A 17,185-nucleotide genomic window follows, 5' to 3' on the forward strand; every position below is an offset into this window, starting at 1 on the left:
TTAGTGATTAATGAATAAAAAATATAAAAAACCCAAATTCGAGGAGGAAATAACAATGGCTAAAATGTATTATAACGGAGATATCAAAGAAGGACTTTTACAAGACAAAAAAATCGCAATCATCGGGTACGGATCACAAGGTCACGCACATGCACAAAACCTAAAGGATTCAGGATTTGATGTAGTAGTAGGTATCCGTGCAGGTAAATCATTCGACCAAGCAAAAGAGGATGGTCTAGAAGTATATTCTGTAAAAGAAGCGGCAGAAAAAGCAGACGTTATCATGATCTTATTGCCAGATGAAAGACAAAAAGCAGTGTATGAAGCAGAAATTCAACCTTCGTTAAAAGCTGGCAAAACATTAGTGTTCGCACATGGCTTCAACGTACATTTTGGTCAAATCGTTCCTCCAACAGATGTGGATGTATTCCTAGTAGCACCAAAAGGTCCGGGTCATTTAGTGCGTAGAACATTCGAAGCAGGAGCAGGAGTACCTGGATTATTCGCAGTTTACCAAGATGCAACTGGTCAGGCAAAGGATCTAGCACTTGCTTATGCAAAAGGTATCGGAGCTGCACGAGCAGGCGTTTTAGAAACAACGTTTAAAGAAGAAACAGAAACAGATTTATTCGGAGAGCAAGCGGTACTTTGTGGTAGTACAACTGCAATCGTTAAAGCAGGTTTCGAAACATTAGTAGAAGCAGGTTACCAACCAGAGCTTGCTTACTTTGAAACTTTACACGAATTAAAACTAATCGTTGACCTTATGTACGAAGGAGGAATGGCTACAATGCGTTCTTCCATCTCAGACACTGCAGAGTGGGGAGATTTCGTATCAGGACCACGTATTATTGATGCATCTGTTAAAGATCGTATGAAAGACGTATTAACAGATATTCAAGACGGTACTTTTGCAAGAGAATGGATTAAAGAAAACGAAACAGATCGTCCAAAATATAATGCTATTAAAAAAGCAGAATCAGAGCACCAAATTGAAGTAGTTGGAGCAAAATTACGTGAAATGATGCCTTTCATCAATGAAGGGAAAAAAGTCAAGAAAGAAGTGGTGACTAGTGCGCAAAATTGAATTCTTTGACACAACTCTACGTGACGGCGAACAATCAGCTGGTATTAATTTAAATACAAAAGAAAAGTTAGAGATTGCTCGTCAGCTAGAAAAGTACGGTGTTTCCATTATTGAAGCAGGGTTTCCTGCTTCATCCCCTGGGGACTTCGAGGCAGTTAAGCTAATTGCAGATACGGTGAAAAATTCAGTCGTTACTGGTCTAGCTAGGTCGATTAAAAGTGATATCGAAACTTCTTGGGAAGCGTTAAAAGGTGGCGTGCAACCGCATCTACACACATTTATCGCAACTTCACCGATTCATATGCAATATAAGTTAAATAAAACACCTGAGCAAGTGATCGAAATTGCTGTGGAATCTGTGAAACTAGCAAAAAAATATTTTCCACTTGTGCAGTGGTCTGCAGAGGATGCAACTCGCTCCGACAAGGATTTCTTAGTTCGCATTATGAATGAAGTCATTAAAGCAGGAGCAACAACAATTAATATTCCCGATACAGTGGGCTATGCGAGTCCTATTGAATACGGAGCTCTCTTCAAATACTTAAGTGAAAACGTAACAGGTATCGAAAAAGTGAAATTATCAGCTCATTGTCATGATGACTTAGGAATGGCTGTAGCTAATACATTAGCAGCTATTGAAAATGGAGCAACGCAAGTAGAAGGTACGATTAATGGTATCGGTGAACGTGCGGGTAATGCAGCACTGGAGGAAGTAGCTGTTGCACTACATATTCGCAATGATTATTACCAAGCAGATTCTGGCATTATATTAAAAGAAACAAAACGTACTAGTCAACTAGTAAGTCAGCTTACAGGCGTTGTAATTCAGCCAAATAAAGCGGTTGTCGGAAAAAATGCATTTGCTCATGAATCCGGAATTCACCAAGATGGCATGCTTAAAAATCCAGAAACGTATGAAATCATTACACCTGATCTTATCGGTGACGTAGCTACTGAACTTGTTCTTGGAAAACATTCCGGTCGTCATGCTTTCTTCTCGAGAGCGGCGGAAATGGGCTTCCAGCTAAGTGATGAGAAACTAAATGCCGCTTTTGTCGCATTTAAGAAATTGGCAGATCGTAAGAAAGAAATTGCAGAAGAGGACTTATTTGTTTTATTAACTGATCAGCAAGTGAAGAGCGGAGAAGTGGAATTGTATGAATTAGAGGAATTAGTCGTCCACTATGAAAACAATGTCCCAACCTCAACGATTACTGTAAAAGTACCATCAGGTGAACAAGTAGTGGAAACTTGCGCAGGTTCAGGTGCAGTAGAAGCCATTTTCAATACACTAGAAAAGATTGTGAACGGCGAAGTTCGCATTTTAGATTACCGTGTATCGTCTGTATCTAAAGGACGCGACGCACTCGGTGAGGCAGTAATCAACTTAACATTCAACGGCAAAACCTCCACGGGTAGAAATGCTTCCCAAGATGTATTGAAAGCATCTGCCAGAGCGTATATCAACGCCATCAATCGTCAATTAGTAAACGTTCAAATAAAAGAACAAGCCGCAGTAGGTCAGTAACAGTAATAAATAGGTAGGATAAATCCAGGGGAATTTAATTGGATTTCGTTGATTGTTGCGCAAGGAGGCGACTCCAGCGGGACAGCACGATCTGAAAGCCCCACAGGAACGCTTAAGAGGAACTAAGGCTAAGAACGCCACTTCGTGTGGCAACGCCTTCGTGACCAACATCCTGTTGCCCCGAGGAGATTGAAGTCGTGCCCGCGGAAAGCGTCCGCCTAGAGTGAAAATCAACTTTGTAAATAAAAAAATGGGAGTGAATGAGATGGAAAAAACGATAACGGTATTACCGGGAGACGGAATCGGTCCAGAAGTAACGGAAGCAGCAGTAAAGGTGCTTCAAGCAATTGCAAAACGTTATAACCATACGTTCCACTTGCAATATGGATTAATCGGTGGAGCAGCAATTGATGCTTGTGAAAACCCACTTCCAGAAGAAACAATTAAAGCATGTAGTCAAAGTGATGCCATCCTATTAGGCGCAGTAGGTGGGCCAAAATGGGATCAAAATCCATCTCATTTACGTCCGGAAAAAGGTTTGCTAGCTATTCGTAAGCACTTTGGATTGTACGCTAATATTCGTCCAGTCAAAGCGATTCCTGCATTACTAGAAGCTTCTCCTCTTAAAAAGGAGGTTGCAGAATCAGTAGATTTAGTAATTGTACGCGAGTTAACGGGTGGTTTATATTTTGCTGAACCACGTAAGAAAACAAATGATTACGCAGTCGATACGTTAGTTTATACCCGCAATGAGATTGAACGAATTGTAGATACTGCCTTCCAATTAGCAAGAAGCCGTCGCGGCAAGCTCGCTTCTGTGGATAAAGCGAATGTATTGGATTCTAGTAAACTATGGCGTCAAATTGTGGAAGAGAAAAAACAAGGATATCCAGATGTGGAAGTAGAGCATATGCTAGTCGATTCAACAGCGATGAAGCTAATTACGAAGCCAGATTACTTTGACGTAATTGTAACGGAAAATATGTTTGGAGATATTTTAAGTGATGAAGCTTCCGTAATCACTGGTTCTTTAGGAATGCTGCCATCTGCAAGTACGCGTGAGGATGGTTTTGGTTTATATGAACCGGTCCATGGCTCTGCTCCTGATATCGCTGGACAAAATAAAGCAAATCCAGCCGCTACAATTCTTTCAACAGCAATGATGCTACGTGAGTCTTTCCAAATGGAAACAGAAGCAGCAGCAATTGAAGAAGCAGTATTCAATGTATTAAATGACGGTAACTTCACAAGTGACTTAGAAATAAAAGGAAAACGAGTGCTTTCTACTACAGAATGGACTTCAAAAGTTTTAGAAGAATTAGACTCAGAATTTGTATCAGATAGTATTATGTTTTCTTATGTCTAACCAAAAGGAGAGAAACTAAATGGCAAAAACGATTATTGAGAAAATTTGGGATGAACATATTGTGTACGAGGAAGAAGGTAAACCAGACCTTCTCTATATCGATTTACACTTAATCCATGAGGTGACATCTCCCCAAGCGTTTGAAGGGTTACGACTAAATAATCGTAAGGTGCGTCGGCCAGATCTATGTTATGCAACGATGGATCACAATGTCCCAACTCGAAATAGAGAACAGATTAAAGACGTTATCGCTCGTAAACAAATTTCTACACTTCAACAAAACTGTGAAGAGTTTGGCGTTCCACTTGCCAATATGGACCATCCGGACCAAGGGATTGTTCATATTATCGGACCAGAGCTGGGTCTAACTCAGCCTGGTAAAACAATTGTTTGTGGAGATAGCCATACATCTACACATGGTGCATTTGGTGCCATAGCTTTTGGTATCGGTACAAGTGAAGTGGAGCATGTACTTTCAACGCAAACTTTATGGCAAGCTAAACCGAAAACAATGCAAATTAAAGTGACGGGTGAGCTTGGATATGGCGTTGCTGCAAAAGATATTATTTTAGCAATCATTGCGAAGTTTGGTATCGATATGGGTACAGGTTACATCGTTGAATATACTGGCGAAGCGATTCGAAAGCTATCAATGGAAGAGCGTATGACTATTTGTAATATGTCGATTGAAGCAGGAGCACGTGCTGGTTTGATCAGCCCGGATGAAACAACAGTTGAATTCCTTAGAGGGCGTGAACATGTACCTTCAGGGGAAGCTTTTGAAACAGAAGCAGCACGTTGGTTAGCTCTAGCAACGGAAGAAGGGGCACTTTACGATAAAACGGTAGAGATTTCTACAGATGAAATTGAGCCATTTGTAACATGGGGTACCAATCCTTCGATGGGTTCTGGTGTATCACAAAATATTCCATACACAACCGATTTTGCTGAAATAAGTGACCAACAAGCACATGAAAAAGCATTAGCTTATATGGGACTAGAACAAGGGATGCCGCTACAGGACATTACAATATCAAATGTATTTATCGGCTCGTGTACAAATGCACGCTTAAGCGATCTTCGCACAGCAGCAACTGTTATTGCAGGTCGCAAAGTACATCCCAATGTTACGGCGATTGTCGTTCCAGGATCGCAAACGGTTAAAAAACAAGCAGAGCAAGAAGGTATCGACCAAATATTCCTTCATGCAGGATTTGAATGGCGCGAATCAGGCTGTAGTATGTGCCTAGCGATGAATGATGATATCGTTCCAGCAGGAGAGCACTGTGCATCCACTTCTAATCGAAACTTTGAAGGCCGACAAGGTGCGGGTTCGAAAACACATCTGATGAGCCCAGCAATGGCAGCAGCTGCTGCAATCGAAGGTCATATTGTAGATATTCGCAAATTTGGACTAGTAAATGCATAAGGAGGAGGAAACCAAATGGAGCCTATCAATGAAATTAACAGTGTCATCACACCTTTAAATCAAAAAAATGTAGACACAGATCAAATTATCTCGAAAGAATTTCTAAAACGTATCGAACGTACTGGATTTGGAAAATACCTATTTTACCACTGGCGCTTCGATGCAAATGATCAGCCAATTAAAGACTTTGTACTAAATGATGAACGATATAAAGAATCTACTATTCTAGTAGCCCATGATAACTTTGGATGTGGCTCCTCCCGTGAACATGCTCCTTGGTCCATCTTGGATTACGGATTTCGAGTAGTCATTGCACCGAGCTTTGCGGATATCTTCTATAATAACTGCATGAAAAATGGAATTTTACCGATTAAGTTATCGGTGAGTGAAGTGGAAGCCTTGTTAAGCAAAGAAGCATACAACGTCGCAGTTAATCTAGAAGTGCAAACAGTAACAGGCGAAGATGGTGTGGTATATTCATTTGATATTGATCCATACCAAAAGAAAATGCTTCTAAATGGATGGGACGAAATTTCGTTAACCTTCCAATATGAAGATAAAATTAAAGCTTATGAAGACAAAAGAATAGCTAATTAGCAACTCGAAAACACCACTACCTGATTGAGGAAAGTGGTGTTTTGATGTTTTACAGGAAGAGTGATTATAATATTGCGAGAGTTGCGTAAATCGAGGTATACGTTGCGTATACGACGTAAGATGTTGCGAATAATAAAAACGATGCGCAAAACTGTAATGCTCCGATTTAATCCCACCATTTGCGATTTGTATCGACTAATTTGCGATTCCACACAATCATCTTGTGATATGCATCAACTAACTTGTGATTCTGTCCTCAGACCTTGCGATTAACACCAACTAATTAACGATACCATTATTACAAGCTCATCCTAAACTCTTCTCTTGACTTTATTAAGTAACTAAAATATAATTACTTACGAAAAGTAACCTATATAAATAACTGGAGGAATCAACATGAAATATCATAATAAACCAAACACATTTGTAGAATTAGTAGAGTTAAAGGTAGTGGATCTTCAGCGTTCCGTAGAATTTTATGAGAATATCATAGGCTTTACAATATTGGAACAGCAAGCTAACAAAATATATCTTACTGCCGATGGAAAAACAGCACTTCTTTCTATTGAACAACCAGAAAATATTATGCCAACTCAACAAAAAACTGCTGGATTATATCACTTTGCGTTATTATTACCAACACGTGCTGATTTAGGGGCAATTTTAAGATATTTTTCTGAGCTTAACATTAGAGTGGGAGCAGGAGATCACTTAGTTAGTGAAGCACTATATTTAAATGATCCTGATGGAAATGGCATTGAGATTTATACTGATCGTCCAGATTCTGAGTGGAAATGGGAAAATGAGTATGTGGAAATGGCTACCCTTCAAATTGATGCACAAAGTATTTTGACGGAAGGAGCTAGTACCTCGTGGAATGGTTTGCCAGCAGGAACTGTAATGGGACATATTCATTTACATGTCTCAGAACTAGACTTAACAAAAGAATTTTACAATGCTTTAGGTTTTGATGTGATGACTCCTAATTATCCTGGTGCATTATTTATGGGAGCTGGTAAATACCATCACCATATTGGATTAAATACTTGGGCGGGAATTGGAGCACCTCCTACACCAGAAAACGTGGTTGGGTTAAAAGCATTCTCAGTCGTTTACCCTTCAAATGAGGCACTACAAATAGCAATCACTAAAGTAAAAGCATTTGGATCAGAAGTTTTTGAAGAAAATGGTATATACACAGTTAAAGACCCTTCTCAAAATAAAATTAGATTAACTATAAAATAAACAAATGACTCCGAGAAATTCGGAGTCATTTTTGAATCTTCTCCCTCTATCTATCCCTTCAACAAATTTCTACTCTCCCATCTTCATTTCGTTTATTTTTGAAATCCTCTATCTGTGACAAAATATGCTTGAATTCGATCTTCCAAACCTAGATAAGGAATTTTGTTGTTTCCTGCATTTATATCGACACCTCTAATCAGAGTATTCGACAGGTTACTAAAATAAATTAAAGAGAAAAAAATTGAAATTTTACTAAGACTATTAAGAGGTTGCACCGAAAGCTCCTTTGTAAATTTGTAAAATCCTTGTAAAGTTTCAGAAAACACGCTCATTTAAGCAAAGTGTTATGCTATATTTCAGTGGGAGGTCGGAATACCTATGAAAAAATGGTCTACTATACCACTGCGAATGAAGTATTTAATTGCTATTTTTAGTTCCTTTATCTTATTTGGAGCGATGACTGTCTTATTGATTTTCCAAGTAGTTCACAACCAAGATTTAGCTAATGATATGGAAGTCTACTCACAAAATATCGAGAGTACGGATATTATGCGATCGGAGGTAGCGAGTTTATATATTGCCATTTCCAATTTTGCTGGAGATCCTCTAGAAGAGTTTGATAAAGATTATGAATCGACAAAAGAGAATCTAGTAAATCTACAAATTTCTTCAAGTAAGCATATGCCCTATGTAAATTGGAAAACTTTCTTAGAAACCTTACAATCAATACAAACTACATATGAGAATAACTTAAAGGAATCGGTTATGAACAAAGAAAATGTCGCCAAACGAAGACAACTTCAGTCCATCAATGAAAAGTACGTAAGCCTGACAGTATTGCTAAAAGACGCTAGACAACTTGAATCTGACAAAAGAATTCTTTTAATAGAAGAAATGTCAGAGAGCCAGAAAAATACAATTTATATTGTCGTTTCATCGTTTCTAATTGCGGGATTACTATCACTCGCTCTAGTATTATTAACAAATCGACAAATTAAGACTCAGCTTTCGCAAGTAGTACTATCTGCAAGAGATATATCTCTAGGAAAACTAAATGGTGAACAAATACACATATTAACAAACGATGAAATAGGAGAAGTATCAAAAGCGATGAACGAGATGAGAGCTAATCTTATTAACATCGTAAAAACGATTAAACTTACTGCAGAAACTCTAAGTGCTAATAGCGTAAAGCTAAAGGGATATTCTAAGAATACCGTCGATAGCACAAATACCATTAAACTAGCTATTTATGAAACTGGTGGAAGCATGCGCAATCAAAAAGAAGCATCTATCGGTATTCGCTCCTTTCTAGAGGAATTCTCCCATACTTTTGATGAAGTAACAGAGAAGGTTATTAAGTTAAACGGGGATTCTGCTATTGCTGTACAAATGGCGGATGAAAGTGCATTGGCATTGAGAAATACGGCTGTAGAGTCTGCAAGGTTACGAAACTTATTTAAAGAAGCAGATCAAGAAAGAAAGCTTCTTCAAGAAAGAACAGAGGAAATCGCTAGAATGACCACAATTGTACAGGCGATTTCAAAACAAACAAACCTCTTGGCACTGAATGCTGGCATAGAGGCCGCTAGATCAGGTGAAGATGGTAAAGGATTTGCTGTTGTAGCTGCAGAAGTGAAGAAATTGGCAGATGAAGTATCTGGTACAGCAAATACTATACGTCAAATATCCAATTCGATTACTCAACAAGGTACTCAAATGGCAAATGTTTTTGTCGAAGGAATGGAAACTTCCAAAAATAATGATGTAACATTTAAAATGTTGCATCAAAAGATGGATAAAATAGTTTCCTACATAAGAGATTCCAAGTATCAAAACGACCATATGAAAGATTCTATGTTAACTATTGAAAAAGAAAAGAATACTTCTGAGAAACTCATTTTTGCATTAATAGAATCGATAGAATCTAACACAGTACAAATGGAACTAACAGATGACATGCTTCGAGCTAATGTTCAAAATATCGAAAAGCTATCTAAATTGATAAATGATGTGAATGAGCAGGCAATTATTTTGGAGAAATCAAGCACAAGATTTGTAATATAAACTCTTCCTAACAAGTGATATTTTTTATACTTGTTAGTTTTTTTATATGCAAACCCTTGGGAATGCTCGATTTTTTCTGTAACACAATTGTTACATAACTGTAAAATTAAAAAGGTTTAAAGAATGGTAATATGAGTTTAGAGGAATAATCAGAAAATTTAAGACCTTGGGGGAACACGATGAATTTGAAATCTATGTCGCAAAAAGTCACGGCTATGTTACTATTATCTGTTCTCTTAGTAACAGCACCATTCGCAGTAAATACGCAAGCCGCAAGTTCTGTTAACTCAACTGAATTAGTCGCAACAGCTAAAGATTTAATTGGAACGAAATATCGTGGTGGCGGTACAACAAAAGCAGGATTTGATTGTTCAGGATTCGTCAGCTATGTGTATAAAGATTTAGGAGTAAGCCTTCCGAGAACATCTTCTGGAATGTATGCTTCGGGTTCTAAGGTAGGTAAAAGTGATTTGGCTTCTGGTGACCTAGTATTCTTTAATACAGCTGGTAAAGGCGTATCGCATGTTGGTATATATATTGGTGACGGGAAATTTATCCACTCATCCTCTTCAAAAGGTGTGAAAATCGATAAGTTAAGTGATCCTCATTATTGGGGAGACCGCTATGTAGGAGCTAAACGAATTGCTGATGTAACAGTAGCGATAAATAAATAAAACATATACATGTCTGTTCTATCGTATAATTTACGGTAGAACTTTTTTGTTTCTTAAAATAGTGTAAATTATCTCATATCATTTGATAATTCTTTCCTCATTATGCATAATGAAGAAATATAAAATTTAAAAATATCGGAAGGAGAGGTGGATTTGAAGTATAATCGCAATGAATATTCTCGTTATACATTTGAAGAACCCTGTGACGCAACCTTTCGTCTAATCAAGCAACACGAAGGTAATGTTGGTGTGGAGTTATCAAACAAAGGTGCCTGCAAAATCATAGACATAAGTCCGAATGGCTTGAAGTTGTTTAGCGAATTATTTATCTCCATAGATCAATTACATCATGTGGAATTGAATTTCATGTTAGACACAAATCCTATTTCAATGGTAGGGGAATTTGTATGGTCCCACCGCAAAGCATGGGGCCATGAGTATGGTGTTAAGTTGGTTGGAGATAGTGAAAGTGAACAGATGATTATTGGAGAGCTAAAAAAACGTAGACGGAAAGAAATGGAACTTAAAAAGTAAAAAATATTACAAGTTTCGACAAAAAATAAATAAAAACTTTAAAATAAGAAGGATATTTTAAAGGTGGTGTTGAAATATATATATAGAGTTAAATTAAAGGAGGAGTTTTCATGCTAAACTTTAACATTCGTGGAGAAAATATTGAGGTGACTCCTGCAATACGTGAGTACGTTGAAGGTAAGATTGATAAAGTAGACCGTTACTTCAACGAAGAGATTCAAGCGACTGCAAACGTTAACTTAAAAGTGTATAACGACAAACAAACAAAAGTAGAAGTAACAATTCCTATGAAAAACTTAACACTACGAGCAGAAGAACGTAATGCAGATATGTATGCTGCAGTGGACTTAATCGTAGATAAACTAGAACGTCAAATTAGAAAATATAAAACAAAAGTAAATCGCAAGTTCCGTGAGCGTGAAGGTGTAGCTACATTTTTTGCTACAATCGATCCACCTGAAGGAGCAACTGATCATTCCGAAGAGGATGAATATAATATCGTCCGTACAAAACAGTTCGACCTAAAACCAATGGACCAAGAAGAAGCAGTATTGCAAATGAACATGCTTGGTCATAACTTCTTCATCTTTACAGATGCTGAGTCTAATGGTACTCATATCGTTTATAAACGCAGAGATGGAAAATACGGCTTAATTGAAACTAACTAAGCCTTTAAAGCTTATATCCAACTCTCCTCGTAACTGCGAGGAGAGTTTTTTGATTTAATAATGGACCTTATTTGCGTGCCTTTAGAACGAATGGTAAAATGTAGAGTAAGATATTAAATGGGAAGTGAAAATAGATGCTGGGTGTATTAAACAAAGTGTTCGATTTGAATAAACGTGAACTAAAACGCTTAGAAAAAATTGCGGATAAAGTAGAGGCATTAGAAAGTACAATGGAAGCCTTAACTGATGATGAACTTCGTGGGAAAACAGACGAGTTCCGCGGACGTTATGCAAAAGGAGAAAGCATAGATAGTTTATTGCCAGAAGCATTTGCAGTAGCACGTGAAGGATCTAGACGTGTACTTGGAATGTTCCCTTTCCGTGTTCAAATTATGGGAGCAGCTGCTCTAAACGAAGGTAATATTGCGGAAATGAAGACTGGGGAAGGTAAAACACTAACTTCTACATTATCCATTTATTTAAATGCAATTACTGGTCTTGGTGCGCATGTTGTTACGGTCAATGAATACTTATCTAGTCGTGATGCTGCGGAGATGGGAAAATTATATAATTTCCTAGGATTAAGTGTGGGATTGAATTTAAATTCAATGTCCAAAGAAGAAAAACGTGAAGCTTATGCTGCGGATGTTACGTATTCGACGAATAATGAGCTTGGGTTCGATTATTTAAGAGATAATATGGTGTTATACAAAGAAGATAAAGTGCAACGTCCACTTCACTACGCTGTAATTGATGAAGTTGACTCGATCTTAATCGATGAAGCTAGAACGCCGTTAATCATTTCTGGACAAGCCAATAAAGCTGCACTTCTTTATAAACAAGCAAATGCATTTGTACGTACCCTAACAAAAGAAGTAGATTATTCTTATGAAGAATCTACAAAAGGTGTAACACTAACGGATACAGGTGTTGAAAAAGTAGAAAAAGCTTTCAATATAGATAACTTATTTGACTTGACTCATGTGCGTTTAAACCATGCAATCAATCAATCACTTAAAGCCCACGCTTCTATGCATTTGGATGTCGACTATGTCGTTCAAGAAGGTGACATTGTAATTGTCGATTCGTTTACGGGTCGTCTGATGAAAGGTCGTCGTTACAGTGATGGTCTTCATCAAGCGATTGAAGCAAAAGAAGGCTTAGAAGTTCAAAATGAGTCAATGACAATGGCTACAATTACGTTCCAAAACTTTTTCCGTATGTACGATAAGCTATCAGGTATGACAGGTACGGCAAAAACGGAGGAAGAAGAATTCCGTAATATATACAATATGAACGTTATTGCGATTCCAACAAATCGTCCAATAGCAAGGGATGACCGTGCAGATTTAATCTATGCTTCTATGAATGGTAAATACGAAGCAGCAGCGGCTGATATTGCAGAACGCAATAAAAATGGTCAACCAGTTCTAATAGGTACTGTTGCCATTGAAACCTCTGAAATTATTTCTAAATTGTTAACTAAACATGGCATTAAGCATAATGTATTAAATGCCAAAAATCATGAACATGAAGCAGAAATTATTGCGACTGCGGGACATTTAGGTTCTGTAACGATTGCAACAAATATGGCTGGCCGTGGTACAGATATTAAATTAGGTGACGGTGTCATTGAAGTTGGTGGATTAGCGGTTATTGGTACAGAACGACATGAATCTCGTCGTATAGATAACCAATTACGTGGACGTTCTGGTCGTCAAGGTGACCCAGGGGTAACACAGTTCTACCTATCGATGGAAGATGAGTTAATGCGCAGATTTGGTTCCGATAATATGCGTGCCATGATGTCTAAGCTTGGTATGGATGACTCACAGCCAATTCAATCTAAAATGGTATCTCGTGCTGTGGAATCGGCACAAAAACGTGTAGAAGGAAATAACTTCGATTCACGTAAGCGTTTATTACAATATGATGATGTACTACGTCAACAACGTGAAATCATTTATAAAGAACGTAATGAAGTACTTGAAACAGATAATATGCGTGTACTTGTAGAGTCGATGTTATTTGGCGCAATTGAACGTTTAGTTTCTTCTCATACAAGCTCTGAGAATAAGGCAGACTGGAGCTTAAAAGGGATTGAAGATTATATTCAAGCGAATTTGTTGCCTGAAGGTGTCATTACACAATCAGAATTAGAAAATTTATCTTCTGAAGAAATGATCGAAAAAATCAAACAAGAAGTTATAAGTTTCTACGATGCGAAAGAAGAAGAAATGACTGCAGAACGTATGCGCGAGTTTGAAAAGGTAGTATTACTTCGTTCTATTGACTCTAAGTGGATCGATCATATCGATGCAATGGATCAACTTCGCCAAGGAATTCATTTGCGTGCATATGGGCAAACGGATCCACTTCGCGAATACCAAAGTGAAGGATTCGCTATGTTCGAAGCAATGGTCGATTCTATCCAGGAAGACGTTGCTAAATACGCGATGAAAGCAGAAATTCGCAATAACTTAGAACGTGAAGAAGTAGCAAAAGGGCAAGCTGTAAATCCAAAAGAAGAAAGCGGCCCAGTGAAGAAAAAACCTATGCGTAAAGAAGTTTCTGTCGGACGAAACGACCTATGTCCATGTGGTAGTGGTGAAAAGTTCAAAAACTGTCACGGTGCAGTAAAATAATATAAAAAGCGCAAGACGCCTGTAACCCTCGACCGGCCTTGGAAGACTTTATCTTAATCGTAAAGCGACTCGAGAGGTTGGCGTCTGTAGCAAGCCACTAAGAAATGCAGAATGCGTTCACATGTCGTTACAATGTTATTGTAACGACATGTGAACGTTATAACTAGACACCAGAAAGTCGGAGGAATACAAATGATAGAAATTGCAACAGTACGTAATGAACTAGATAGAACTTCAGGAAAGTTAAAAGACTTTAGGGGGTCTCTTTGACTTAGAAAACAAAGAGGTTCGTATTCAAGAATTAGAGGAGCTAATGACATTTCCTGATTTTTGGGATGATGCACAAGGAGCTCAAAAAGTAATAAATGAAACAAATGCTCTAAAAGCAATAGTAGAAGAATATCGTTCTCTTGAATCTACGCAAGAAGATTTGGAAATGACTTTGGAATTGATCAAAGAAATGCCAGATGAAGAGTTGCAAGAAGATCTTGGGAAAGAACTCAATGAGTTTACAAACAAGCTGAGTGACTTTGAATTACAAATGTTACTTAGTGAAGAATACGACAAGCACAATGCAATTTTAGAATTGCATCCAGGTGCGGGTGGTACAGAGTCTCAAGATTGGGGTTCTATATTGCTTCGTATGTACCAACGATGGGCAGATAAACGCGGCTTTAAAGTAGAAACGATTGATTACTTACCTGGAGATGAAGCAGGTATTAAATCGGTAACTCTACTCATTAAAGGACATAATGCATATGGCTATCTAAAAGCGGAGAAAGGCGTTCATCGTCTTGTACGTATTTCACCTTTCGACTCATCAGGGCGCCGTCATACTTCATTTGTATCCTGCGAAGTAATGCCAGAGTTTACAGATGAAATTGAAATTGATATTCGGACAGAAGATTTGAAAATTGACACTTATCGTGCAACTGGCGCTGGTGGACAGCATATTAATACGACTGACTCAGCCGTTCGTATTACACATTTACCAACAAATACGGTTGTTACTTGTCAGTCAGAGCGTTCACAGATAAAAAACCGTGAGCATGCGATGAAATTATTAAAATCAAAATTATATCAATTGAAAATCGAAGAACAAGAAGCACAGTTATTAGAAATCCGTGGGGAACAAAAAGAAATCGGATGGGGAAGTCAAATACGTTCGTACGTATTCCACCCATACTCCATGGTAAAAGACCATCGTACAAATGAAGAAAGCGGTAATGTTCATGCCGTTGTTGACGGTGAAATTGATCCATTTATTCACGCTTATCTCCGTTCAAAAATAAACTAATAGACGTTTTAGAAACCGATGTTATAATTATATAGCATCGGTTTTTAAATTTTCAGAATATAAGGGGCGGGGGAAAGAGTAATGAATATTAATGAGTTGAAAAATGAAGACTTACAGAGAAAAAACGTCATTTTATTTTTAGCTTATGCATTAGCAGCAGGTTTAGGATTACTTGTTCAAATTATTATTCAACAGGCAGTAGTTGTCATTATTTCAATTGGAATTCCATTTGTCATATCCGTAATTATGTTTATTATCGCTCGAAAGTCGATATATTTCGCTCGTATATTCCCGTATTTTGTCATACTAGCGGGAGCTATTACAGCCGTTAGCATGAGTTATTTCAATGTAGTGAGCATTGCTACTATCGTTTTAGCACTTTTCATACTAATTCTAAGCAGTTTACATTCAAAGCAGAGTGTTTTTGTATACGGTTACATTTTATGCGTGTTCGCAATGATATTAAATGTAATGTGGGATGATTCAGGTATATTTGAAGGTCGAACTGTGAATATTTTCTTCATCCAGTTCATAATGGCTCTAGGTATCTTCTTACAAGTAAGGCAAAGTAAGAATCTATTCACGAAAGTTGAAAAACTTTTAGAAGATGCTAAAGTTAAATCTGATGAAGAAACATTTCTTCACCAAAAACTGGAAACTGCAGTGTCTGTCATTACATCTAATTTGGAGCAAATTCGGACGAATACATTTAATACAAACAATGCACAGGCAGAAATGCTTGTTGCTGTAGGGGAAGTAAGTATTGGTTCTCAAAAACAAGCAGATCATGTAGTGGACATTGTAAAATCTACTGAGGCAACATCTGATTCAGTAAAAGAAATGGCTGGACATTTACATGAAATCGTCAAACAAGCGGAATTTGCAGAACAGAATGCTTCGGACGGTTCTATAGTGATGGAAAAGATGAAAAATGAAATTGATGAATTCACCGTATTTTTTGTGGAACTCAATAAAACATTTAATGCTCTTTCCGAAAAAATTAATGAAACAAATAATTTTGCGAGTGATATTCGTCAAATAACAGCACAAACTAATCTTCTAGCCTTGAATGCATCTATAGAAGCTGCAAGAGCTGGGGAACTAGGAAAAGGGTTTGCCGTTGTGGCAGAAGAAATCCGAAAACTTGCTGGTGTCACTGATCAGTCTCTAGAAAAAATAGATGATAATTTAAACCAATTAAACAAATACAATCAAGAAGCTCTAAAAAAGTTAGAAAATGGAGTAAATCAAATTTATGCACAAGTTTCAACAGCCGATAAATCAAATAAATCATTTAATAAACTTCATGAAACAATGAAGAAACTGCAAAACGAGTTAGCTAAGTTCTTAAAGGATGTAGATATTATCTCCAATAATACAGAATCCATTAATATTAGTACGAGTGAATTTGCGGCCATTATTGAAGAAAGCACCGCGACTGTAGAAGAATTCAATGCAACACTTGTGCAAATAACAGAAGATCAGCAGGCAATTGCCAACTATATCGACGAAACATACAAAGAAGCACAAAGCATTAATACAAAATAGTTACTTAGAGAGTGTGTCTTAGGACATGCTCTTTTTAAATACAAAGTATATAAAATAAAGAGTGAACACTCCAGTTCATAGAATACTGATTTCATTTTCAGGCGGCCGCTTTCGCGGGGTCTCGACTTTCTCGCTTATATTCTGGAGTCGCCACCTTGCACTCCAATCAGTAAGTGAGAAGTCATTAACTATTAATTAGAAATGAGCTTATCTAAACACGATAAAAGATAAGGTTAGAGTAACTAACATATTTGCCTAGAATGTTAGTTAGCGATTTATAAGGCATACCGTCCGAAGGTAGTCAATATAATAGTTACTTATTTTAATAAAACCACAAATATGGTGTACTTTGTTGATTGGTGCGGAGGGAGGCGACTCCAGCGGAATAGCATGTGTTGAAAGCCCCGCAGGAATGCTTAAGAGGAACTAAGGCTAAGAACGCCACTTCGTGTGGCAACGCCTTCGTGACCAACATCCTGTTGGCCCGAGGAGATTGAAGC

At 37.6% G+C, this 17,185-nt stretch carries 13 protein-coding genes; all 13 read left to right on the plus strand.

The features are described from left to right. The first annotated feature begins 55 nt into the window (after positions 1 to 55). The 13 genes from ilvC to MKX53_RS04550 all read left to right on the plus strand — a co-directional run bounded on the left by ilvC (position 56) and on the right by MKX53_RS04550 (position 16,685). Entirely contained in the window at positions 56 to 1,087 is a 1,032-nt protein-coding gene (gene ilvC, locus MKX53_RS04490) for a ketol-acid reductoisomerase (protein ID WP_340909476.1), read from the plus strand. Next, on the plus strand, positions 1,074 to 2,615 hold the full coding sequence (locus MKX53_RS04495) for a 2-isopropylmalate synthase (RefSeq protein ID WP_340909477.1): 1,542 nt from the start codon (positions 1,074 to 1,076) through the stop codon (positions 2,613 to 2,615). Before ilvC ends, MKX53_RS04495 begins: the two co-directional genes overlap by 14 nt. 265 nt (positions 2,616 to 2,880) lie before the next feature. Beyond that, on the plus strand, positions 2,881 to 3,981 hold the full coding sequence (leuB, locus tag MKX53_RS04500; protein ID WP_340909479.1) for a 3-isopropylmalate dehydrogenase: 1,101 nt from the start codon (positions 2,881 to 2,883) through the stop codon (positions 3,979 to 3,981). A 19-nt stretch (positions 3,982 to 4,000) separates the two neighbouring features. Beyond that, the gene (gene leuC / locus MKX53_RS04505; RefSeq protein ID WP_340909481.1) at positions 4,001 to 5,410 is read left to right on the plus strand and encodes a 3-isopropylmalate dehydratase large subunit; all 1,410 of its coding nucleotides are present in this window, start codon (positions 4,001 to 4,003) and stop codon (positions 5,408 to 5,410) included. A 15-nt stretch (positions 5,411 to 5,425) separates the two neighbouring features. Then, on the plus strand, positions 5,426 to 6,007 hold the full coding sequence (gene leuD / locus MKX53_RS04510; protein WP_340909484.1) for a 3-isopropylmalate dehydratase small subunit: 582 nt from the start codon (positions 5,426 to 5,428) through the stop codon (positions 6,005 to 6,007). A 396-nt stretch (positions 6,008 to 6,403) separates the two neighbouring features. Further along, positions 6,404 to 7,252 carry a VOC family protein gene (locus tag MKX53_RS04515; RefSeq protein WP_340909485.1) on the plus strand — a complete coding sequence of 283 codons (849 nt, stop codon included), beginning with the start codon at positions 6,404 to 6,406 and terminating at the stop codon, positions 7,250 to 7,252. Positions 7,253 to 7,630: 378 nt separating this feature from the next. Then, a complete protein-coding gene (locus tag MKX53_RS04520) occupies positions 7,631 to 9,319 on the plus strand; it encodes a methyl-accepting chemotaxis protein (protein ID WP_340909487.1) in 1,689 nt (562 codons plus the stop codon). Positions 9,320 to 9,498: 179 nt separating this feature from the next. Further along, positions 9,499 to 9,993, plus strand: coding sequence for a C40 family peptidase (locus MKX53_RS04525; protein WP_340909490.1), 495 nt, complete (start codon positions 9,499 to 9,501; stop codon positions 9,991 to 9,993). Positions 9,994 to 10,146: 153 nt separating this feature from the next. After that, positions 10,147 to 10,527 (plus strand): PilZ domain-containing protein, encoded by a 381-nt coding sequence (locus tag MKX53_RS04530; RefSeq protein WP_340909494.1) that lies wholly within the window; start codon positions 10,147 to 10,149, stop codon positions 10,525 to 10,527. Between the two features lie 110 nt (positions 10,528 to 10,637). Further along, positions 10,638 to 11,195, plus strand: a complete 558-nt coding sequence (hpf, locus tag MKX53_RS04535; RefSeq protein ID WP_093537311.1) for a ribosome hibernation-promoting factor, HPF/YfiA family — start codon at positions 10,638 to 10,640, stop codon at positions 11,193 to 11,195. A 134-nt stretch (positions 11,196 to 11,329) separates the two neighbouring features. Then, entirely contained in the window at positions 11,330 to 13,840 is a 2,511-nt protein-coding gene (gene secA / locus MKX53_RS04540; protein WP_340909496.1) for a preprotein translocase subunit SecA, read from the plus strand. A gap of 192 nt (positions 13,841 to 14,032) precedes the next feature. After that, a protein-coding gene (prfB, locus tag MKX53_RS04545) for a peptide chain release factor 2 (RefSeq protein WP_422194502.1) occupies positions 14,033 to 15,137 on the plus strand; the annotation gives its coding sequence in 2 pieces (ribosomal slippage) (positions 14,033 to 14,098 and positions 14,100 to 15,137; 1,104 coding nt in all). 81 nt (positions 15,138 to 15,218) lie between these two features. Next, on the plus strand, positions 15,219 to 16,685 hold the full coding sequence (locus MKX53_RS04550; RefSeq protein ID WP_340909498.1) for a methyl-accepting chemotaxis protein: 1,467 nt from the start codon (positions 15,219 to 15,221) through the stop codon (positions 16,683 to 16,685). Positions 16,686 to 17,185 lie beyond the last annotated feature (500 nt).

This window comes from Psychrobacillus sp. FSL K6-4615 (assembly GCF_038008225.1).
In the GTDB taxonomy this organism is placed as follows: Bacteria; Bacillota; Bacilli; order Bacillales_A; family Planococcaceae; genus Psychrobacillus; species Psychrobacillus psychrotolerans.